12 protein-coding genes and 1 tRNA gene are annotated in these 18,445 nt (G+C 67.6%); 3 read left to right on the top strand and 10 right to left on the bottom strand.

Annotated features, from left to right (window positions below; all coding sequences use genetic code 11):
* Positions 1-22 precede the first annotated feature (22 nt).
* Together BLW41_RS06885 and BLW41_RS06880 are read left to right on the top strand one after the other, a co-directional pair.
* Positions 23-1,159, top strand: coding sequence for an NAD(P)-dependent oxidoreductase (locus tag BLW41_RS06885; RefSeq protein ID WP_218138312.1), 1,137 nt, complete (start codon positions 23-25; stop codon positions 1,157-1,159).
* A 38-nt stretch (positions 1,160-1,197) separates the two neighbouring features.
* On the top strand, positions 1,198-2,367 hold the full coding sequence (locus tag BLW41_RS06880; protein ID WP_218138311.1) for a ribonuclease D: 1,170 nt from the start codon (positions 1,198-1,200) through the stop codon (positions 2,365-2,367).
* On the opposite strand, the gene BLW41_RS06875 is transcribed toward BLW41_RS06880, so the two are convergent.
* The 6 genes from BLW41_RS06875 to BLW41_RS06850 all read right to left on the bottom strand — a co-directional run bounded on the left by BLW41_RS06875 (position 2,305) and on the right by BLW41_RS06850 (position 7,134).
* Positions 2,305-3,510: a cation:proton antiporter gene (locus tag BLW41_RS06875; RefSeq protein ID WP_218138310.1), complete on the bottom strand. Its 1,206-nt coding sequence runs from the start codon at positions 3,508-3,510 to the stop codon at positions 2,305-2,307. The two genes, BLW41_RS06880 and BLW41_RS06875, sit on opposite strands and share 63 nt — an antisense overlap.
* Positions 3,507-3,677, bottom strand: coding sequence for a hypothetical protein (locus BLW41_RS10935; protein ID WP_177169400.1), 171 nt, complete (start codon positions 3,675-3,677; stop codon positions 3,507-3,509). The genes BLW41_RS06875 and BLW41_RS10935 overlap by 4 nt, the downstream gene beginning before the upstream one ends.
* A gap of 92 nt (positions 3,678-3,769) precedes the next feature.
* Positions 3,770-3,842, bottom strand: a tRNA-His gene (locus BLW41_RS06870).
* 37 nt (positions 3,843-3,879) lie between these two features.
* On the bottom strand, positions 3,880-4,176 hold the full coding sequence (locus BLW41_RS06865; RefSeq protein ID WP_093117631.1) for a hypothetical protein: 297 nt from the start codon (positions 4,174-4,176) through the stop codon (positions 3,880-3,882).
* 65 nt (positions 4,177-4,241) lie between these two features.
* Positions 4,242-5,192 (bottom strand): UDP-glucuronic acid decarboxylase family protein, encoded by a 951-nt coding sequence (locus tag BLW41_RS06860; RefSeq protein ID WP_093117629.1) that lies wholly within the window; start codon positions 5,190-5,192, stop codon positions 4,242-4,244.
* A gap of 454 nt (positions 5,193-5,646) precedes the next feature.
* Complete coding sequence (locus BLW41_RS06850) at positions 5,647-7,134, bottom strand: right-handed parallel beta-helix repeat-containing protein (protein WP_093117625.1); 1,488 nt, start codon at positions 7,132-7,134, stop codon at positions 5,647-5,649.
* Between the two features lie 155 nt (positions 7,135-7,289).
* Here BLW41_RS06850 and BLW41_RS06845 point away from each other — a divergent pair, with 155 nt between their 5' ends.
* Entirely contained in the window at positions 7,290-9,605 is a 2,316-nt protein-coding gene (locus tag BLW41_RS06845; RefSeq protein ID WP_143038648.1) for an alpha-L-rhamnosidase-related protein, read from the top strand.
* Positions 9,606-10,250: 645 nt separating this feature from the next.
* Here BLW41_RS06845 and BLW41_RS06840 read toward each other — a convergent pair.
* From BLW41_RS06840 to BLW41_RS06825, 4 genes are read right to left on the bottom strand one after another with little or no spacing between them, the layout of a single operon-like run.
* The gene (locus BLW41_RS06840) at positions 10,251-13,004 is read right to left on the bottom strand and encodes a DEAD/DEAH box helicase family protein (RefSeq protein ID WP_093117621.1); all 2,754 of its coding nucleotides are present in this window, start codon (positions 13,002-13,004) and stop codon (positions 10,251-10,253) included.
* Between the two features lie 2 nt (positions 13,005-13,006).
* Positions 13,007-14,881, bottom strand: coding sequence for a DNA methyltransferase (locus tag BLW41_RS06835; RefSeq protein WP_218138309.1), 1,875 nt, complete (start codon positions 14,879-14,881; stop codon positions 13,007-13,009).
* An 11-nt stretch (positions 14,882-14,892) separates the two neighbouring features.
* Positions 14,893-17,748, bottom strand: a complete 2,856-nt coding sequence (locus BLW41_RS06830; RefSeq protein WP_093117619.1) for an ATP-dependent helicase — start codon at positions 17,746-17,748, stop codon at positions 14,893-14,895.
* A complete protein-coding gene (locus BLW41_RS06825; RefSeq protein WP_093117617.1) occupies positions 17,745-18,434 on the bottom strand; it encodes a JAB domain-containing protein in 690 nt (229 codons plus the stop codon). Before BLW41_RS06825 ends, BLW41_RS06830 begins: the two co-directional genes overlap by 4 nt.
* Positions 18,435-18,445 lie beyond the last annotated feature (11 nt).

Raw genomic sequence — 18,445 nt, 5'->3', positions numbered from 1 at the left:
GGGGCACGATACCGTGCCGCGCGTGCGCGTCGGTATCGGCGATCGGATCGGCGGGTGGTTGGTGACCAGTGCGGTCGGACGTGGCTGGGCCGCCGCTCGCGACCTGGCCTACGCCGTGCGCGCCTACGCCGCTTGGCGGCGGGCGCGCCGCAGCGCCAGTGACGAGCGTGCAGGTAGGGCGCTAACGGGCAACGGCGCCGCGGCCGCGCCTACGCACGAGGCCCGCGCTCCCCACGCGGAGCCCCGCCAGCAGGGGCGGCAACAGCGGGCCCAAAGCCCACCACGCACGGTCGCCGTCCTCGGCACCGGCACGCTCGGCGCGCCGGTCGCGCGGCGCCTCGCTGAGGCGGGCTTCAGCGTGCGCGCCTGGAACCGCACGCCGGCCCGCGCCCAGCCGCTAGCGGGGCACGGCGTCGAGGTCTGCGCGTCGGCGGCCGCGGCCGCTGAAGGCGCTGACGCGCTGATCACGCTGCTGAGCGATGGCCGCGCGGTCGCGGAGGTGTGTGCCGCCGGCGCGCTCGCGAGCGCCCCGCACGGCGCTCTGTGGCTGCAGATGAGCACGGTCGGGGTGCGCGACTGCGAGCGCCTGCGCGAGCTCGCGGAGCGCCACGACGTCGTCTACTGCGACTGCCCGGTGCTGGGCACACGTGAGCCGGCGGAGCGGGGCGAGCTGGTGGCGCTGGCGAGCGGACCGCGCACAGCTGAAGGGCCGGTGAGGGAGCTGCTGCGTCCGCTCGCGCGCGAGGTTCTGTGGCTCGGCGAGGCTGGAGCGGGGAGCCGCATGAAGGTCGCCGTCAACGGTTGGCTGTTGGGACTCGTTGCCAATCTCGCCGAGACGATCGCGCTGGCCCGCGCGCTCGACCTCGACGCGCAGCTGCTGGTGGAACTCCTTGCGCGCTCGCCGACGGGCTCCCCGTACGCGGGTATCAAAGGGCCCGCGATGCTCGCGCGCCAGTACCCGCCCTCGTTTTCGCTGGCCCTCGCCACCAAGGACGCGCGCCTGGTCGGCGAGGCGCGCGACCTCGTAGCCCTGCGCGGAGAGCTTGCCGAAACAGTGCGCGCGCTCTACGAGCGGGCGCTCGAACGAGGTCTCGGCGATCTCGACTTCGCGGCGGTCTACGAGCTCTGCGCACCGCTCGGCGAGCGCACGGTCGAGTGACGCGAGCGATGGTTACGAGCGATGGTTACGCTCGCGCCGTGACCAGTGAACTCGCAACCGCGGCCGAGCGAGGCGGGCGCATAGCGCTCGACACCGAGTTCGTTTCGGAGCGGCGGTACCGCACGTTGCTCTGTTTGGTGCAGGTGGCGGTGCCGGCAGCGGACGCGCCCGGCGGCGTGCGTTGCGAGGTGCTCGATCCGCTTGACCCGCACTTCGACCCGGGGCCGCTGGCGCGCGTGCTGGCGGATCCGCGCGTCGAAGTGATCGTGCACGCGGGCCGCCAGGACATCGCGCTGCTGCGCCGCGAGTGGCGCTGCGAGGTGCGCAACGTCTTCGACACTCAGGTGGCGGCGGGGTTCCTCGGCTTCGGTGCTCAGGAGGGCTACCAGTCGCTAGTGCAGAAGGTGCTGGGAGTAAAGCTTGAGGGCGGCGAGGGTTTCACGCGCTGGGATCGCCGACCGTTGACCGAGGCGCAGCTCCGCTACGCGCGCGACGACGCGCGCCTCTTGCTCGACCTCGGCGCCGAGCTCGAGCGGCGGCTCCGCGAGCTCGGTCGCCTGGAGTGGGCTCGCGAGGAGTCGCGCGCACTGGAGTCGGCGAGCGACGAGCGCGAACCCCTGCAGGTGCTGCGCCGCCTGCCGCGGCTTGGGCGCTTATCGGGCGAACAGCGGGCAGTGGCGCTCGGTCTCGTCGAGTGGCGGGAGCAGAAGGCCGCCCTCCTCGACCGCCCGGCCGGCTCGGTGCTCGCCGACCACGTGTTGGTGGAGCTGGCGCGGCGACGCCCGCGTAGCCGCGCGGAGCTCGCGACGGTGCGCGGCCTCGACGGACACGTCGCCGGCCGCAACGCCCAAGAGCTGCTTGAGGTGATCGAGCGCAGCCGCAACCGCGAGGCTCCGCCACTGCCTCCGCCGCCCCCACAGCGCGACCCCGCCGAGCAGCCGATCGCCTCGCTCGCCCAGGCGCTCGTGCGGCAGCGGGCACGCGAGGCCGGCATCGCCGTCGAGCTGGTCGCCACCCAGTCGGAGCTGCAGGCGTTCGTGGCCGCGGTGCGCCGCGGCGAGGAGCCCGGTGGGCGCCTCGCGACGGGTTGGCGACGCGAGCTAGTGGGCGATGAGCTACGCGACCTCGTCGCCGGCCGTTTGGCGTTAGCCGCCGGCGCCGACGGGCTCGAGGTGGTGCCGGTCGCCGCGCAAGAGCGCGCGCAGTAGCGGCGGCACGATCAGCGTCGTCAGCACCGACATCGCGACGATTACGCCGAACAGCTGCTGGTCGATCACGCGCTCGGTGAGGCCGATCGAGGCGACGACGATGCCGACCTCACCACGCGGCACCATGCCCACGCCGACGATCGTCGCTTCCTTGCTGCCGAGCGAGCGCGCCCCGAGCCAGGCGCCAGCGAACTTGGTGGCGACGGCGACCAGCGTTACGAGCACCACCAGGCCGAGCGTTTCAAGGCTGGCGAGACGATCGAGTTCGACGGCGACCCCGATCGAGACGAAAAAGAACGGTGCGAGGAACGCGTAGAGCGGCGCGACCTCGCCCTCAATCGGCGTCTTCTCCTTGGTCTCGGCAATGATCAGCCCGGCCAGGAAGGCCCCAACGATCGCCGCCAGCCCGATCTGGGCAGCGAACGCGGCGAGCCCGAGGCACAGCAGCACGGCCGGCAACAGCGGCGACTCGGCGAAGCGCGGTGCCTCGAGCAGCTGCGGCCAGCGCCGTGCGATGCGCGTGCCGCCGAGCGCGAAGAAGGCCACGAAGGCGAGCGACAGCACGACGGTGACGACCAGGCCAGTGGCGTCGAAGTCGCCCTCGGCGACGAGACCGACGGCGACGGCGAGGATCAAAAGCGCGAGGATGTCGTCGAGCACGGCGGCGCCCAGGATCGTGCGCCCGCCCGGGCGCGCCAAGGCGCCGAGCTCCACCAGCACTGCTGACGTGATACCCACGCTGGTGGCGACCAGCGCCGCGGCCAGGAACACGGCGGTGGCAAATGACTCACCGAGCGCCTCGCCAAGCGCGAACCCACCGAGCAGCGGCACCGCGACGCCCAGCACCCCCACCAGCGTCGCCGCCCGACCGACTGCCCGCAGTTCGGAAAGCTTCGTCTCAATCCCAACCCAGAACAGCAGAAAGACGACACCGAGCTCGGCGAAAAGGTCGAGCGCTCGGCTCGGTTCGACGATGCCGAGCAGCGACGGCCCGACCACCACCCCGGCGAGGATCTCGCCGACGATCGCCGGTTGGCGCAGCCGCCGAAACAGCTCGTCGCCGAGTTTCGCGGCGAAAAGCACGATGAACAAAGTGCCGAGCTCGTTGGCGGCGTCGCTCGCCGCCGCGATTGGAAAGGTCACCAATCCCCCTCGGCTCGCCGGCCATCAAGCTCGGCGACCAGCGCGTCCGCGCGGCGCGCGAGCTCGTCGCGGATCGCGCGCACCGGCAACGCCGCCGCGATCGCTGAGCGCCTCGCGTTTTGCGCACCCCTGGAAAGCACGCTCGCCACCGCTCGGACGATATCCACCGCTCGGACGGTCCCCCACGGCCAACAACCGCTTCGCCCGCAGCGGACGCTGGGAAGTGCCACAGCGGCGCTTAAGGGCGCGCAACGTTAGGGGTGAGCGACGGGATTCGAACCCGCGACCGCCGGGACCACAACCCGGAGCTCTACCAGCTGAGCTACGCCCACCACGAGCGGCCGCGTCAGCGGCGACCGCGCTTCGAATCTAGCAACAGCTGTTTTGGGGCCCGACCGGGACGGCGACCGGCACGGTCTGCTCGGCAACCGCCTCCACGACCTCACCGGGTTCGCCCTCTTCGCGCGCGCAAACGATGCGGAAGGTGCCGGTACCCATGTTCGGGTTGGGGCGGATCGGGAGGCCGCGAATTTCGTCCCAGCCGAGGCGCTCGACCTCGAAGGGATTCATCTCGATCGCGACCGCGGGCCACTCGCAGTTGGCGTTGTGCTGGTCGATCGCCTTCGAGATCACCTCGAGGTTCTTGACCTCAGCGCGACTCGGCACTGGTTGTCACCTCCCTAGCTTCGCCGCCGGCTTTTGCACGGGTGCGTTCGGTTCGGCGCCTCGCTTCAGCGTGCCGCCGGCTCGCCAAGGATACGGGTGTAGTGGTCGATCGTCCGCTGCAACCCTTCCCGCAGCTCGATTTCCGGCTCCCAGCCGAGCAGTTGGCGGGCGCGTGTGATGTCAGGCTGGCGCACCTGGGGGTCGTCTTCGGGGAGCGCCTCGAAGACGATCTCCGAGCGTGAGCCGGTCAGCTCGATGATCGTGCGCGCCAGGTCGAGCAGGGACATTTCGTCGGGGTTGCCGAGGTTCACCGGCTCGTGGACGTCGGACTCGGCGAGCGCCACCAGCCCCCGCATCATGTCGTCGACGTAACAGAAGGAGCGGGTCTGCGAGCCGTCACCGAACACCGTTAGCGGCTTGTCGGTGAGCGCTTGGCGCAGGAAGGTGGGGATCGCGCGCCCGTCGTTGGGCCGCATGCGCGGGCCGTAGGTGTTGAAGATGCGGGCAATGCAGGTGTCGACGCCCTGTTGGCGGCGATAGGCCATTGTCAGCGCCTCGGCGTAACGCTTGGCCTCGTCGTAGACGCCGCGCGGGCCGATCGGGTTGACGTTTCCCCAGTAGCTCTCGGGCTGCGGGTGGACGAGCGGGTCGCCGTAGACCTCGCTAGTGGAGGCCAGCAGGAAGCGCGCGCGGTGCTTCTTGGCCAACCCAAGCGTGTTGTGGGTGCCGTAGGCACCGACCTTGAGGGTGTGCAGCGGCAAGCGCTGATAGTCGATCGGACTGGCCGGCGAGGCCATGTGGTAGACGAAGTCGATCGGTTCGTCGACCTCGTAGTGCGAGGTTATGTCGACCATCAGGAAGCGGAAGTTGTCGCCGTCGCGCAGGTGGCGGATGTTTTCCAGCGAGCCGGTCTCGAGGTTGTCCACGCAAATCACGCGATGCCCACGCGCGATCAGGTAGTCGCAGAGGTGCGACCCGAGGAAGCCGGCACCGCCGGTCACTAACGAGGTAGGCATCGCCTTGAGCCTAACCGCCGAACGCGCGGCACGCCATGAACGTCAGCGCAAGGGCAGGGTGCCGGAGCCGTAGTCGAGGGTGCGCGCGCTGCGCGGGCTGCCGGGCGGCGGTTGAGGGGAAACACCCGGCGCGCGAAGGTGCGCTGGAAGGCGACCGCGGTGGGCAGCGCCCGGCCGCCCGGCGCGCGCACCTCAAGTGCCCGCGCGTTTAGGTCGAGCGGTCTGAGCGAGGCGTTGCGGACCTCGCCGAAGGCGATGAAGTCGCGCCCTGCGCGCCCCGCCGTGAGCTCTACGACCCTCGGCGCGCGCACCCACTCGAGCCGCCCGGACCCGCGGGCCGCCGATTGGCTGCCGCCACAGCCCGCGGCGACGCTCGTGGCGGTCACGCTCGTGGCGACGAGCGCTACGCATACGCGCACTCTCAGGCCGCTCGGGCAGTGTGGGCGAGCGGCGCTCACCGCGGCTCGGGCGGCAGCGTGAACCAGTCGCAACCGGGCGGGTCGGTGTTGTCGCGCGGATCCCAGGTCGAGCACGGCACGAGCCGCGCCTGCTTGAGCGCGTTGCCGGGGCTGAACGGCACGGGCGGGAGGTCGCAGCTCGGCAGGCGCGCCGGGTCGGAGGTCGGCGGCGCCCCTTCGGCACCGCTGTTGCCGCCCCAACAGTTGCCGCGACCCTCCTCGTCCCACCAGAAGTCGACGCCGTTGGGGTCACGAGTGCCGTCGGGACGCACCCCCACGTGGTTGAAGAGGTAACGGTTTTCGTGGGAGGTGTCGTAGGGGTTGGTTGGGTCGTTGGCGGACTGCCCGGTCGGGTCGCGCCCACGGATCGGCGCCGGCACCCAGAACTGCATGAACCCCGCCCGCCAGTTGTCCCACACCCAATTGTCGTGGAAGAGGTTGCTGTTGCCCCCCGCGACCAGCACGCCCGTTCCCACCGGTACCTGGAAGGCCGGGCAAACGACCTTTGGGTCGCGTTCCGCCGGCGGCCGCTTGCAGTAGGCGTCGCGGTCGTCGCTGAAGAAGTTCTGGTTGTTGGAGTAGATCTGGTTGCGCTCCCACTTGGAGCAGTCCTGCGGCATACCGGGGTGTCCGGCGGCGAACGAATCGGTGGTGATGCCGGCGGCGTTGTGGTGGAACTTGGAGTCGTGGGTGTAGATGCCGTTGCCGGCCGTGCCCGACCAACCGATGGTGTTGTCGTGGGAGTCAGCGCGGTCGATCTCGATGCCGTAGCGCGCGCAGTGCCCCTCGGGGCCGGAGCCCGGGTAGATACCGGAGTCGCCGTTGCCGTACGCCTCGACTTGTCTGTAGAGGCCGTTGTCGGAGGTGAACGACAGGAACCCGTACTCGCGGCTCCATCGGGAGACGACGCGTTCGATGCGGAAGCCGTTGGTTTCGAGGACGTAGATGTTGTTGAAGTCGGAGAACTCGATCAGGAAGTTGGTCAACACGATGCCGTCGGCGCGGTCGGCGCGGATGCCGTTGAGGCGCGAGCGGTCACCGGAGATCACAACGTCTTGCGGCCGCCGACCGGTGCCTTCGATCTGGATGTTGCACTTGTGGTCGCAGCGGCGATCGGGGTCGGGGCCGTCGCCGATGATTGCGATCAGGTTTTGGGCGTTGGGGCAGCGGAGTTGGTACTCGTAGGTTGGGACGCGGACACGCTCACCGGGCTTGGCGTCGAAGGCCGGGCTCGGGTACTCCTCGTAGGCGTCGCCGCACTTCGGGTCGGGTTCGGGCTCGTGACGGCTCGGCTCCTCCCGGTAGACGCCGGGAAGCACGAGGATGCGCGTGCCGTTGCCGGCGGCATCAACCGCCGCTTGTATGTGTTGGAAGCGGCAGCGCTTGAGCAGTCGCAGGTTGCGTGCGCGGGCGGCGCGCACGGCGCGCGAGCGGCCCTTGAAGATGCGCAGGATGCGGCGCTTCGAATCCGGCTTGCAAACCAAGTAAGAAAGCGAGAAACCCGCGGTCGATACCGCGTACCCCTACCCCCTCAGCGTCCGATTCTTACCACTTGCTCCGATAGCTGCCAAGTAGGTAGGGTGAGCGAGCAGTGCGGAGCACTGTTGGGACGGGGAGTCGGTGGCCAAGCAGCCGCCTGGTGAGTCGGGCCCGCACGGTTGGCGGCCGCCGTTTGCGCTGGCGCTGCGCCGCGGCAGTGGCAGCGACGGCGGGGTCTTTGGTGCTAGCGCCGGCAGGGGTGCTGGCGCCGGCGGGGGCAGCGGCGCCGTCGGTCGACGAGGCCGGCGCTGCTCTTGACGGGGCGGTCGCGTCGGCCGCTTCGGCGGTGGCGGGCGCCGAGGGGGCGGTCACGTCGCTCGGCGATGCGGTGGCGCGAGTCGCGCAGGGCGAGCAGACCGGTCCGAACTTCCCTTGCGTGGCGCGCGCGTTCGACCCAACGGCGCCGGCTGACGCTGAGGGTTGGGGCCCGACCGACGTCAACGCCCAGACCGCTAACGGCCGGTTAGCAGCGGGGGTTAGCCGCTCAGCGACGTTGACGGTGCTGCGCTGGCCGAGCCCGAGCTACTACGACCAGGTCAAGTACTACACGGTTGACCGCCGGCTGCCGCTGCTCGGGGCGAAGCCGAACGAGGGCGCTTTCTTGGGCGTGGTGGTGGGCGGCCGGACGCTGTGGTTGCGTGATTTCCCGCGCTCGCGCCAGCGCTACCCGACGAGCCGCGGTGACGAGGTGATTACGGAGTTCAGCGATCCGACGCGGCGGCTGCGGGTGGTGGTGCGCGACGTCGCGCCGCGCGGGGTCGACGCGCTGATCCGCAGGGTCGAGGTGCGCGCCGCGGGACGTGCGCGTCCGCAGGCACTCGTTGCGTTCGAGAACTTCAACTTGGTGGTCTCGAAGCTGCCTGCTGCACCGCTCCTCGACTTCTGTAACGAGGAGCTAAACAACGACTCTGCCCGCTACGTGCCGGACGCCGACGCGATCGTGCACGAGCGGTCGGGCGTTGACGCCTCGACCGGCAAGCCGTCGTCGGTGGCGGTGGCGATGGCGTTTGCCAGGCGCAGCGACGGCCATCAGGTGGGTGGCGACCGTTTGGCCTCCCCGGGCGGCCTGCCGCCGGGCGCTCCGGAGGATGCTTACGACGACGCGGCCGACGGGCGCCTTAGCGGCTCGGGCGCCTACACCGGCCAGACGACGGGTGCGCTGCGCGTGCCGCTGCGTTTGCGCCGGGGGCGCGACGCGGTGGAATTGGTGGTGGCGGCGGGCCCCACGCGCACGCGGGCGCTGGCGGAGTTGGCCGCTGCCCGCCGGCTCGGGCAGCGGCGCGCGGCAGCGGAGAAGCGGCGCTGGCTTGCGCGTCTTTTGCGCGATATGCCGATGCCACGCACGCGCGACCGGGTGTTGCGCGAGATGGCGCGGCGGGCGCTTACGTTGGTCGTGACGACGGCCGATCGGCGTGGCCCGATCGTGGCGGCGATCTCGACGCAGCCGCCTTACGGCGAGGATTGGCCGCGCGACGGGGCGTTTTTCGACTTGGCGCTCGACCGCTCGCGGCTGCACGAGCTTGTGCGTCGGCATCTCGCGTTCTATGTGCGGACGCAGGCGACGGAGCTGCGACAGCCGCGCGGCTCGTTGGGGGTGCCGCCCGGTAATTGGGCGATGAACTACTACGCCGACGGGGTGGTGGGCGGCCCGATTCCGTGGGAGATCGATGAGACGGGCTTCATGGCTTGGGATTTCACCCGCCACTTCGAGACTACGGGCGACCGCGGGTGGCTGCGTTCGGTGTATCCGACGGTGCGTCGGGCGGCCGACTTTTTGGCGACCTGCCGCGACCCGTTGAACGGTTTGCAGTGCCGCGCGACGGAGGACGACACGTTCGCGAATCTCGGTAATCAGCAGACGATCATTGGTGCGGCGATCACCTACTTGGGGTTGCGCAGCGCCGCGCGGGCGGCGCGGGCTCTTGGCGAGGAGGCGGATGCGGCGCGTTGGGAGGCGCGGGCGGCGGAGCTTCAGCGGGCGATCGACGAGCACTTGTGGGATCCCGCTGCGCGCAGCTACGGGGGCGGTGTGGAGTACTGCGCGTACCCTTTGTGGCCGGCGGAGCTCGCGCCGGCCGACCGTTCCCGCCTGGCCGATCACGCGGAGTACTGTTGGCGCGAGCTGGAGCCGAGTTTCCGGGCGCCCGCTTCGGACCGCACGTTTGGTTTGTACGAGTCGAAGGCGTTGATTGCGTTGGCGCGTTTTTGGCGGCGCAACGACCCGGCGAAGCTGGCGCGCGTGCGGCGCGGGATCGATTGGATCGCGCACGTGGAGGCGACTCCCGACACCCATGTGTTGGGCGAGACTTGGCGGGTGACGCGCGGCCGCGTTTTGACTTACACGGCAACTCCCCACTTATGGGAGCACACGCTGTTTTACTTGGCGATGCTCGAGACCTACGGGGCGGAGCGCTGACGGTGGTTGGGGCGCGGGTGGGTGGCTCCTCGACTGCTTGCGCCGCTTCCAAGGTGAGGGTCTGGTAGCGACGGCTGGGAGCGTGGTTGAAGATCCCTGGTTCTCCCTGCCTGCGCCGCTGACCGGGCGCGGCTCGGCAGGGTGGGCTAGGGCCTACTCCGGCACCGCCGCTTGCGGTGTAGTTGGCAAGCGCGGTCTTCCGCTTGCGGGCGAGACCGATGTGTTCAACGAGCAGTGCACGGGCTTGGTACGGAAGACCCGGGTTGAACTCGGGCGATGGGTTGATCCGCGCGATCCGCTGCATCAGCCCAGAGGTGGGCTTCAGCTTGTCCAGGTAGATCGTGTGCAATGAAGGCGCGTCGAATCCCTTCATCCACACGGCGCGCACGATGCCGAACTTGCAGGGGTCAGCGGGGTCGCGGAAACCCTTGGCGAGGAACTCACGGCGCTGCTTGGTGCGGATGTAGGGCTGTCACTCTGGAGGGTCCGAGGCCGAGCCGTCATCACCACCTTGACTTCGCCCTTGTCGTCATCGTCGGCGTGCCATGCGGGGCGGAGACGCACGATCTGCTTTGTAGAGCTCGTCGCAGATGTGCCGGCTCATCTGGCTGCGGTGCGCCTCGTCGGCGATGGGGACAATCAGAGTCACCGAACCAGGTCATCGAGCGTTTGGGCTCCGCGCTTCTTGTCGAAATCGGTCTGGTCGATGCGGGCGTAGCGCCACGGGCGATCCGTGGCGGCGGTGACGCGCTCGCACCAGGTCTTGAGCGCCTCGTCCTTCGCTGCCGTGCCCTCCCAGACCCGACCCTTCGTTTCGATGATCCAGTTGACTTCGCCGGCAGGGGTCCTCTGGACCACCACCCAGTCCGGGTGGTAGAAGCCGATCGCACCGCTGGGCTTGAGGTAGTCGACCCGGAACTGGGTGCCCGACTCGCCCTGCTGGGTCGTGCCCAAGGAGGCGAAGCGGACGACGTCTGTTGCCTGGTCTAGGAACTCAGCGAACCGGCGCTCGAAGTCGTTGTAGGTTGCCACGTAGTTGAAGACCGTCTTCTCCGCCTCCAGGGGCGGCAGGTTCCGCCGCCAGCTGAAGGGCTTGGTCTCCGAGAGCCGGAAGTCCGCCCTGTCGAACTCGATCGCGCGGCGCTCGATCGTGAGCTCGGCGATCTTGCGGGCCAGGTACTTCGCGATCCCTTCCTGCAGCTCCGGGCGCGCCAGGTGTGAGCGCAGCGCGTCGTCCTCTACGTTGACGGTCTTGCCGAAACAACGCTTCGCCACGTAGTCCCGCACCGCCGGGTACAGCTCGGCGAAGCGGCTCGGAAGCTTCGCTCGGTCGATGACCTTCTTCGTGATGCTGGATAGCACCTCGGAAGGCGGCCGGTCGCCGGCGGCGATGTCGGCCTGGTGGACCTCGGTCTCGGTGGTGGCGAACTCGAGCCGGAGCTTCACGCGGAAGGGCTCGTCCAGCTCCGTCTGATCGAAGATGGGGTCCAGCGTGTCGACGTCGAGGTCGGAGAGCTTGCGGATGTCGTACGCGAGGCTGGGTTTAGTAAGTGGGATCGCGATGTCGTACTGCAGTCGCTCTTGCACCGGCGCGATGATGACCGGCGGTGGCGGGTCGCTCCTCGTACTACCGACGCCCACGCCTTCGGCCTCCAGCTGTTCCTTCAGCACCTTCAAAAGGTTCCGGGTGCCGAGCACCTCCAGCGTCTGGGTGCGATCGGGGCTCACCTGGGTCATCAGCCGCAGACCGCGGCCGATCACTTGCTCGGGCAGGATCTCGGCCTTCGCCGTGAACGGCCGCAGCCCGAGCACCACGGTGACGTTCCGCACGTCCCAGCCCTCGCGGAGCATCATCACGCTGACGATGGCCTTCAGTTTGCTCTTGGCCTTGTCGATGTCACGGGCCGCCTCACGGGCCTTGTCCAGGTCCTTCTTGGTGATCTCCCCAGCGGCGTCGGTGTGGATGACCAGGACCTCCGACTCCTTGAAGCCGAACTCCTTCGTCTTCCACAGGTACGCGCCGATCGCATCGGCGTAGGCGTTCTTCTCCGCCATGATGAAGAGCACCGGGCGCGTGCCGAGCTTCCTGTAGACCTCGTGGTGCTCCTTCCAGCGCGCTACCGCCGCACGCAGCCAGTAGCCGTACTTCTCGCCGATGTTGTCCTTGGTGACGCCCTCGGGATCATCCTTCGGCTGGTTGGGGTCGTCCTCCTTGGTGACGATGAGCGGGGCCTTGACGATGCGGTCCTCGACCGCCTGGGCGAGCGGGTAATCGCAGACCGTCCAGGGGAAGTACATGCCGTTCTGGTCCTTCGGCGTGGCCGAGAAGTCGAGCCAGAGGGCAAGCCCGTTGGGAAGCGCCTGATGAACCGCGAGAAGGGACTGGCTCCAGGCCAGATCCTGGTCGTGGACGTGGTGGGCCTCGTCGTTTATCACCACCAAGTCGCGAAGCGACTTCACCCGTTCGAGCATGGAACGCCGGCCGGAGGCAGCGAGGTCCTTGACCGGCTTCTTCCCCAGCAGCGCTTCGATGGCGTTCGCAGGCGTCCACTCCTGCTCCCGCGACTCGTAGAGTTGCTGGATGTTCGTGAGGAACAGGTTGCCGGAAGGATCGGGCTCCGTTGCCTTACCGCGCAGAATCACCTTCAGCGAAAACGCGCCTCGCCATTCTGGAGGTATCAACGGCAACTCGTAAAAGATGCGGTTGGCGGCGAAGTCCTTCTCGAGCCGCTGATACACGATCACGTTCGGCGCCACGATCAGAAAGTTGGTCGAGAGGTCGGACCCTGAAACGCGCTGCCTGTGGAAGTACGACCAGACGACGGCCATCGCCATCACCCAGGTCTTGCCCGAGCCGGTCGCCAACTTGAAGGCGTAGCGGCGCAGATTCTCGGGTGGGAGGTCCTGCACGCCTTCGGCGTTACGCTCCGGGACGTAGCGGCGTAGTTGCCGACGACCGTCCATGGTGGTCTGGAAGGTGATGTTGTCGCTCAGCAGGTCCTTCTTGAACGTCGTCGCGTAGGACCGAATCAGCTCCTGCGCGTCACGCGCGTTCGCGACCTCCACCAGCCAAGCCAGGGTCTCGATCGCCTCCCGCTGGCAGAAGTAGTAGCGGAAGGGGACGTTGAAGCCGGGAACCTCGTGGTCTTCTTCGAACCAGTATTCGAAGAGCCGCCGGGTGACCTCCGATGCGCCCGGGTACCCCCCATCGCGCCAGGCGTCCACGGCCTCTCGGATCTTGGGGACCAGCAGCAGCCGGCTCGGCCGCCGCCCCTCCGCGACGCTCCAGCCGGTCGGCGCACCCGGGTCCTTGATCAGGTGCTGGGTCGGCTTCTCCCATGGCCGGCGGCCCGGGATCTCCGGCAGGTCCTTGTCGTACGCGATGACGGCCTTGGCCATGGCTACGTCACCTCCACGTCGTAGGCCTGTGAGGTGTCGTTGCCGAAGATGTCGACCACCTTGACGAGCACACGGTAGGTGCCCGGCTTCTCGTAGGTGTGCGGGTCGGAGGCGAGCGGGAGCTTGCGCTCCTTGCGTGTGCGGTAGGCCACCCAGCCCTGCATGAAGGTGTCGTTCTGGAAGTCCCAGTCCACCGCCCAGTAGTCGATGTAGTCCGACCACTTCTTGATCTTCGCCCGGATGTCCTCGGGGATGAGCTCGTCCATGTTCGGCGAGGCGAAGTCCGTGAGCCTGATCGCCACCGTGCGCGGCTTCGGGCGCAGGATGTCCACGCCGAAGTACGCCAGCTCGAAGAACTTGACGTCGCCCTTCGCCGCCGCCTGCTCCTCCATCACCTCGCGCGGGATCTGGAGGAGGAGGAGTTTCACGCCCCTCTGCCTCGCAACCTCGTGCATTACACCGCCGCGGCGCCGGTCGTTGTTGGGGCCCGCAAGGCCCATCTCCCACTCCCAGCCAAGCACGTGTAGCTCCGACTGCTTCAGCGCGACGCACTCATTCAGTGCCTGCTCGATCTCGTCGATCGTCACCGGCGCGTCCACCGCCCCGATGTGAACCATGGCCTTGCCCTTCTTCCCATGCAGGTGCGCCATGCCTGCCACCGGCTGGGCGCCGTAAAGCTTGAGGATGAAGGCCAGGTACTCGTAGAGGGCACGCTCCGCGACCGACTTGTCCTTCTTGTCTCCGAACGTCACGCCCTGCCAGTACTGGCGTTCGTACTTGCCGAGGTTCAGGACCTCGAAGGGCTTGCAGTTCGGTATGTCGAGGAGGCGCTTGCGGGTGACGTGGATCGCCCAGCGGGAGAGGTCGCAGCCGATCCAGCGCCGGCCGAGCTTCTCGGCCACCGCCAGCGTGGTGCCGGAGCCACAGAAGAAGTCGGCGACCAGATCGCCGGGGTTGGAGGAGGCGAGGATGATGCGCTCAAGGAGGCGTTCGGGTTTTTGGGTGGGAAAGGCCATATGTTCAACAGTAGTCCCCTTTACGGCAGGAATACGCCATACATCTTCTGGAACTTTGCCAATCTCAGCAGATTTGCCACCTACATAAGAGCGTCCACCTAATACCCTGGGGCTTTTATATCGCTCCTTACTTTCTAGAAGAATTTCTTCTCGCACACTGTTTGCGTAAAATGCGTAATTGGTTGTATTGCTGTAGCACAAGATTACGTCATGTTTTGCATTAAAACGTTTCTCTGTCCTTCCTGGGGTGTCTGGATAGAACCAAATAATCTGATTTACAAAATTCTCGGTCCCAAAGATCTCATCCATCATCAACTTCACGTAGTGCATGATCTTGTAGCCCAAATGCACGTAGATCGTCCCATGTTCAGATAGGAGTTCCCTCATAACCACAAGGCGGTCATAAATCGTCGAGAGGTAGGATTGTATGCCCCGCCCCCACGTATCCCGGTACGCCTTCTCCTCCAGCACCGACTGTTCTTTGTAAACCTCCTCCCCTTCCTCACCGATAGGGGCAGTGAAGGAAAAGTCCGCGCCCGTCGCGAACGGCGGATCAATGTAGATGAGGTCGATCTTGCCCGCGAACTTCTCAAGCAGCGAGCCCATCACCAGCAGGTTGTCGCCCCAGATCAGCTTGTTGCGCCAGCCCTCCTCGAAGGTCTCGCCCTCTTTGCCTTCCCACACGTCGAAAAGCGTCTGCTGGACGCCGCCCTTCTTCGACTCGCGGGTGGCCCGGCTCTCGTTCACCCGCTCGATGACCTGGAAGGGGAGGCTCACCCGCGGCACCTCCTTGAGGGTGCCGTCTTCGTTGTACTTGCCCGGCCAGACCAGCTCGGTCTTCGTGATCTCGATCTTCGCCACGCCTGCCCTCCTCAGTCGCTGCCGATGATGATGTTCTCGCTCCGGCAGAGCATCCGGAGGTCACACTCTTGACAGATCGCCGCCTCCGGCGGCGTCGTCACCGCGAACTCGCGGGCCTGGATCCGTCGCACCACCTCGTCGAAGTGCCGCCCCGCCTCCTCGACCCGCGCCGGGTCGTAGGGCAGGACCATGAGCGCATCCTCCTTGCGCGGTTCCGACGTCCAGTACAAAAGCAGCCGGTCCACCCGCCGGCCGTGGCGCCGTTCCAGGATGTGCGCGTAGGTGCAGAGCTGCCGCTCGTAGGCGGCGATGAGCTCGGGACTGTCCTTCGGCCGCGGCGAGGTCTTGAAGTCGAGGAGCTCGAGCTTGCCGTCGCCGCCGAGCAGGAGGTCCACCTTGCCCTGCAGGATGTAGCCCTCTTTCTCCAGCGACACGTCCACCTCGGTCTGGACCACCCGGCGCATCACGTCCTGGTTCTGGCGGAAGTAGTTCATGACCTGCTCGAACGCGGCCGCCCTCGCCGCGTCGCCGATCGGGCGGACATCGGTAAGAGCGAGGAAGCGAAAGGTCCGGTCGAAGAGCTCCCGGATCCGGTGCTCGTCCAGGGTGTCGAGCCTGCCGTCGAGAGCGATGCGGTGGATCTCCTCGATCGCCTGGTGGACGAGCAGGCCGAAGAAGATCACCGCGGAGCGCGAGGGCGTGAAGTCGTACTCCCGGAAGAACTGGTACTGGCGCGGGCAGGTCTCGTAGATCTTGAGGTCACCGGTGAAGCTGTAGCTCTTCTTCACCGGCATCCGCTCCCGCGCTTCGAAGCGCTGCGCCGCCAGCAGCTCCTTTTGGACGTAGGGCCACTGAGGAAGTCCCTCCCAGATCGGCGCGAAGTGGTCCTTCGGCTTCTCGTGCGCCGTGAGCACGAGCAGCTTCTGGGGGCGCGAGAAGGCGACATAGTGCAGGCGCATCCGGTCGAAGAGCGTGATGCGGCTCGCGGGCTCGAAGGGGGGCCGATGGTAGAAGGGCCCGAGATCGCGGTCCACCTGCTTCGGGCTCGACAGCTGGTTGGAGAGCGAACCGACCACGACCACCGGGAACTCGAGTCCCTTGGCCTGGTGGATGGTCATGACCTGGACGTGCCCCTTGGGTAAGGGCTGGTCCGGGTCCTCGTACTCGTTGATACCGCCGTCGTAGAGCAGGCGCAGGAAGCTGTTGAAGAAGTGCAGGCGGAGCGCCTCGCGGTTGCGGTGCGTGATGACCGTGTAGTGGTAGTAGGTCTGGAAGACGTTCAGGAGCTGCGAGAAGATCGCGAGGGTGCGGGCGGTGTTCTCGTTGCGAACGGCGCTCCGGAAAGGCTCGAGGGCGAGCAGGCGGTATAAGTAATCCGCGAGCCGTAGGTCGAGGGTTTCGCCCTCGCGGAGGCCGGCGATCTCCTCGGCCCAGCGGCGGAGTGCCTCAGCGAGCGGATGCGGCGCGGCGAAGCGCCGGGCGAGGGCCACGATCGCGTCGTCAACGTAGCGGGCCAGGTCCGCCACCGCGCCCGCGACCTGGCCGCGGCCGTCGCCGTGCCACCCGAGGATCACCGCGAAGCAGGCAACGAGGTCTCGCACCGCCGGGATCCCGAAGTAGGCGCGGGCGCGGGGGCAGAAGGCGGGGATGCCCTTCGCCTCGAGGGCCGCGAGGTATGGGCCGCTGTGCTCCTCCCTGACGCTGTGGAGGAGCAGCGCGACCTGGCTGTAGTCGGTGATGACGCCGCCCGACTTCAGGAAGGCGACGAGGTCGGCGAACCGCGTCGCCTCGTCCCGCCGGTCTCGGCCCCAGATGCTGATGACCGCGGGGTACTCCGGGTGGCACGTATAGGTGTCCGCTCGGATCGTCTTGTCGTACCGGAACCAGGGACCGTTGGGGTTCGACCAGTCGCACGAGGCCATCCAGCGGTCGTAGCGTTCGACGATCGCCCGGTGGGACCGGTAGTTGGTCGTGAGCTTGAGGACACGGGCGTCGGGGACGCGCTGGGGGAACTCGAGGATGTTGCGAACGGTCGCGCCGCGGAAGCGGTAGAGGCTCTGGTCTTCATCGCCGACGACGCAGAGGTTCCGGCTCTTCTCGGTCAGCTTCAGGAGGAGCTGCTCCTGGATGTAGTTCGTGTCCTGGTACTCGTCGACGAGGATGTAACGAAGGTCGCAGGTCACGGCATCGGCGGTCGCCGGGTCCCGCAGCAGGTCGTACACGAACCGCTGGAGATGGGCGAAGTCGGTCCGATTCGCCTCGACGAGGGCGCGCTCATAGCGGAGGTAGGCCTCGCCGATGGCTCGGATGAACGGGGCGGTGGCGTCTCGGAGACGTTCGGGTTCGATCAGCTCTTCGGTGATCTTGTCGAAGTACGCGCGCGCCCCTTCGATGGCGGTCCACCGAGTCCTCCAGCGCCCAAGGAAGAGACCATTCTCGGCGGGACCGACGATCTCGTCGAAGTGCTCGAAGATGAAGAGCAGCTGGGTCAGTTCGTCGAGCGTTTCGTAGTTGTGGCCCAGGTCCGTACGGTGTCGGTGCTGGGTCAGGATGTGGTTGCACAAGCCGTGGATCGTCGAGACGGTCAGCTCGGAGAGGTCGCCTTCGTAGCCGACGGTTCGGGCAGCGGCGGCGAGCCGGTCGCGCATCTCGAGCGCCGCCTTCTCGGTGAACGTGCACAGAACGATCTGGCGCGGCTGGGCCTTTTCGAGGAGGAGCAAGTTCAATGCGCGCAGCACGATGCTGTGCGTCTTGCCCGAGCCCGGGCCGGCGATGACGAGCAAGGGCCCGTCGAGATGTCCGACGATCTCCCGCTGTACGTCGTTCAACCTCGGGTAGTGCTTGAGGATGACGGGCGCGATCGTCACAGAAGCCCGGCCTCCCTGAAGCTGAATGACGCGTCGGCCGAGACGATGAGATGGTCGATGACCCGCAGGCTGACGGTTTCGGCTGCGAGCACGATCGCACGGGTCAGCAGTTTGTCGTGCTCGCTCGGGGCGACCGCGCCGTTTGGGTGGTTGTGGGCGAGGAGGACGCCGAACGCCCCCCGCCGCAGCGCGGCCTCGATGACCCGGCGCGGATACACGGCTGCGCGGTCGATGGTGCCCTCTTCGAGTCGCTCGATCCCGTCTCGTAGGAGGCGGTATGCGGAATCGAGGTAGGCCACCTCGAAGGTCTCGTTGGGCAGCGAGCCGATGCGCATCCGCCAGAGCGACGCGAGCCGGCTGGGATCCGCGAGCGAGTCCTGACCCTCGCTGCTCTGCTGGAGGTAGAGCGTCGCCGCTGCCTTGATGATGTGGAGGGCCACCGGGGTCACGCTCCCGATCCCGGGTACCGCACGGAGGTCGTCCAACGAAGCATCGAGGATGCCCCGGAGGTTTCCGAAGCGGGCGATGAGCGCCTTGGCCGGTTCCTTGACGTCGGAACGCGGGATCGCGAGGGTGAGCAGCAGCTCCACCACCTCGTGGTCCGCGAAACCCGCGAGGCCGGACTTCACGAACCGATCGCGGAGGCGCTGCCGGTGGCCGTGGTAGTGGGGTTTGTCAGCGGCCATTGGTCGCCCCT

This window comes from Thermoleophilum album, assembly GCF_900108055.1.
In the GTDB taxonomy this organism is placed as follows: Bacteria; Actinomycetota; Thermoleophilia; order Solirubrobacterales; family Thermoleophilaceae; genus Thermoleophilum; species Thermoleophilum album.
Note: the sequence above shows the minus strand (reverse complement) of the source record. Positions and strands in the feature narration are given on the sequence as shown.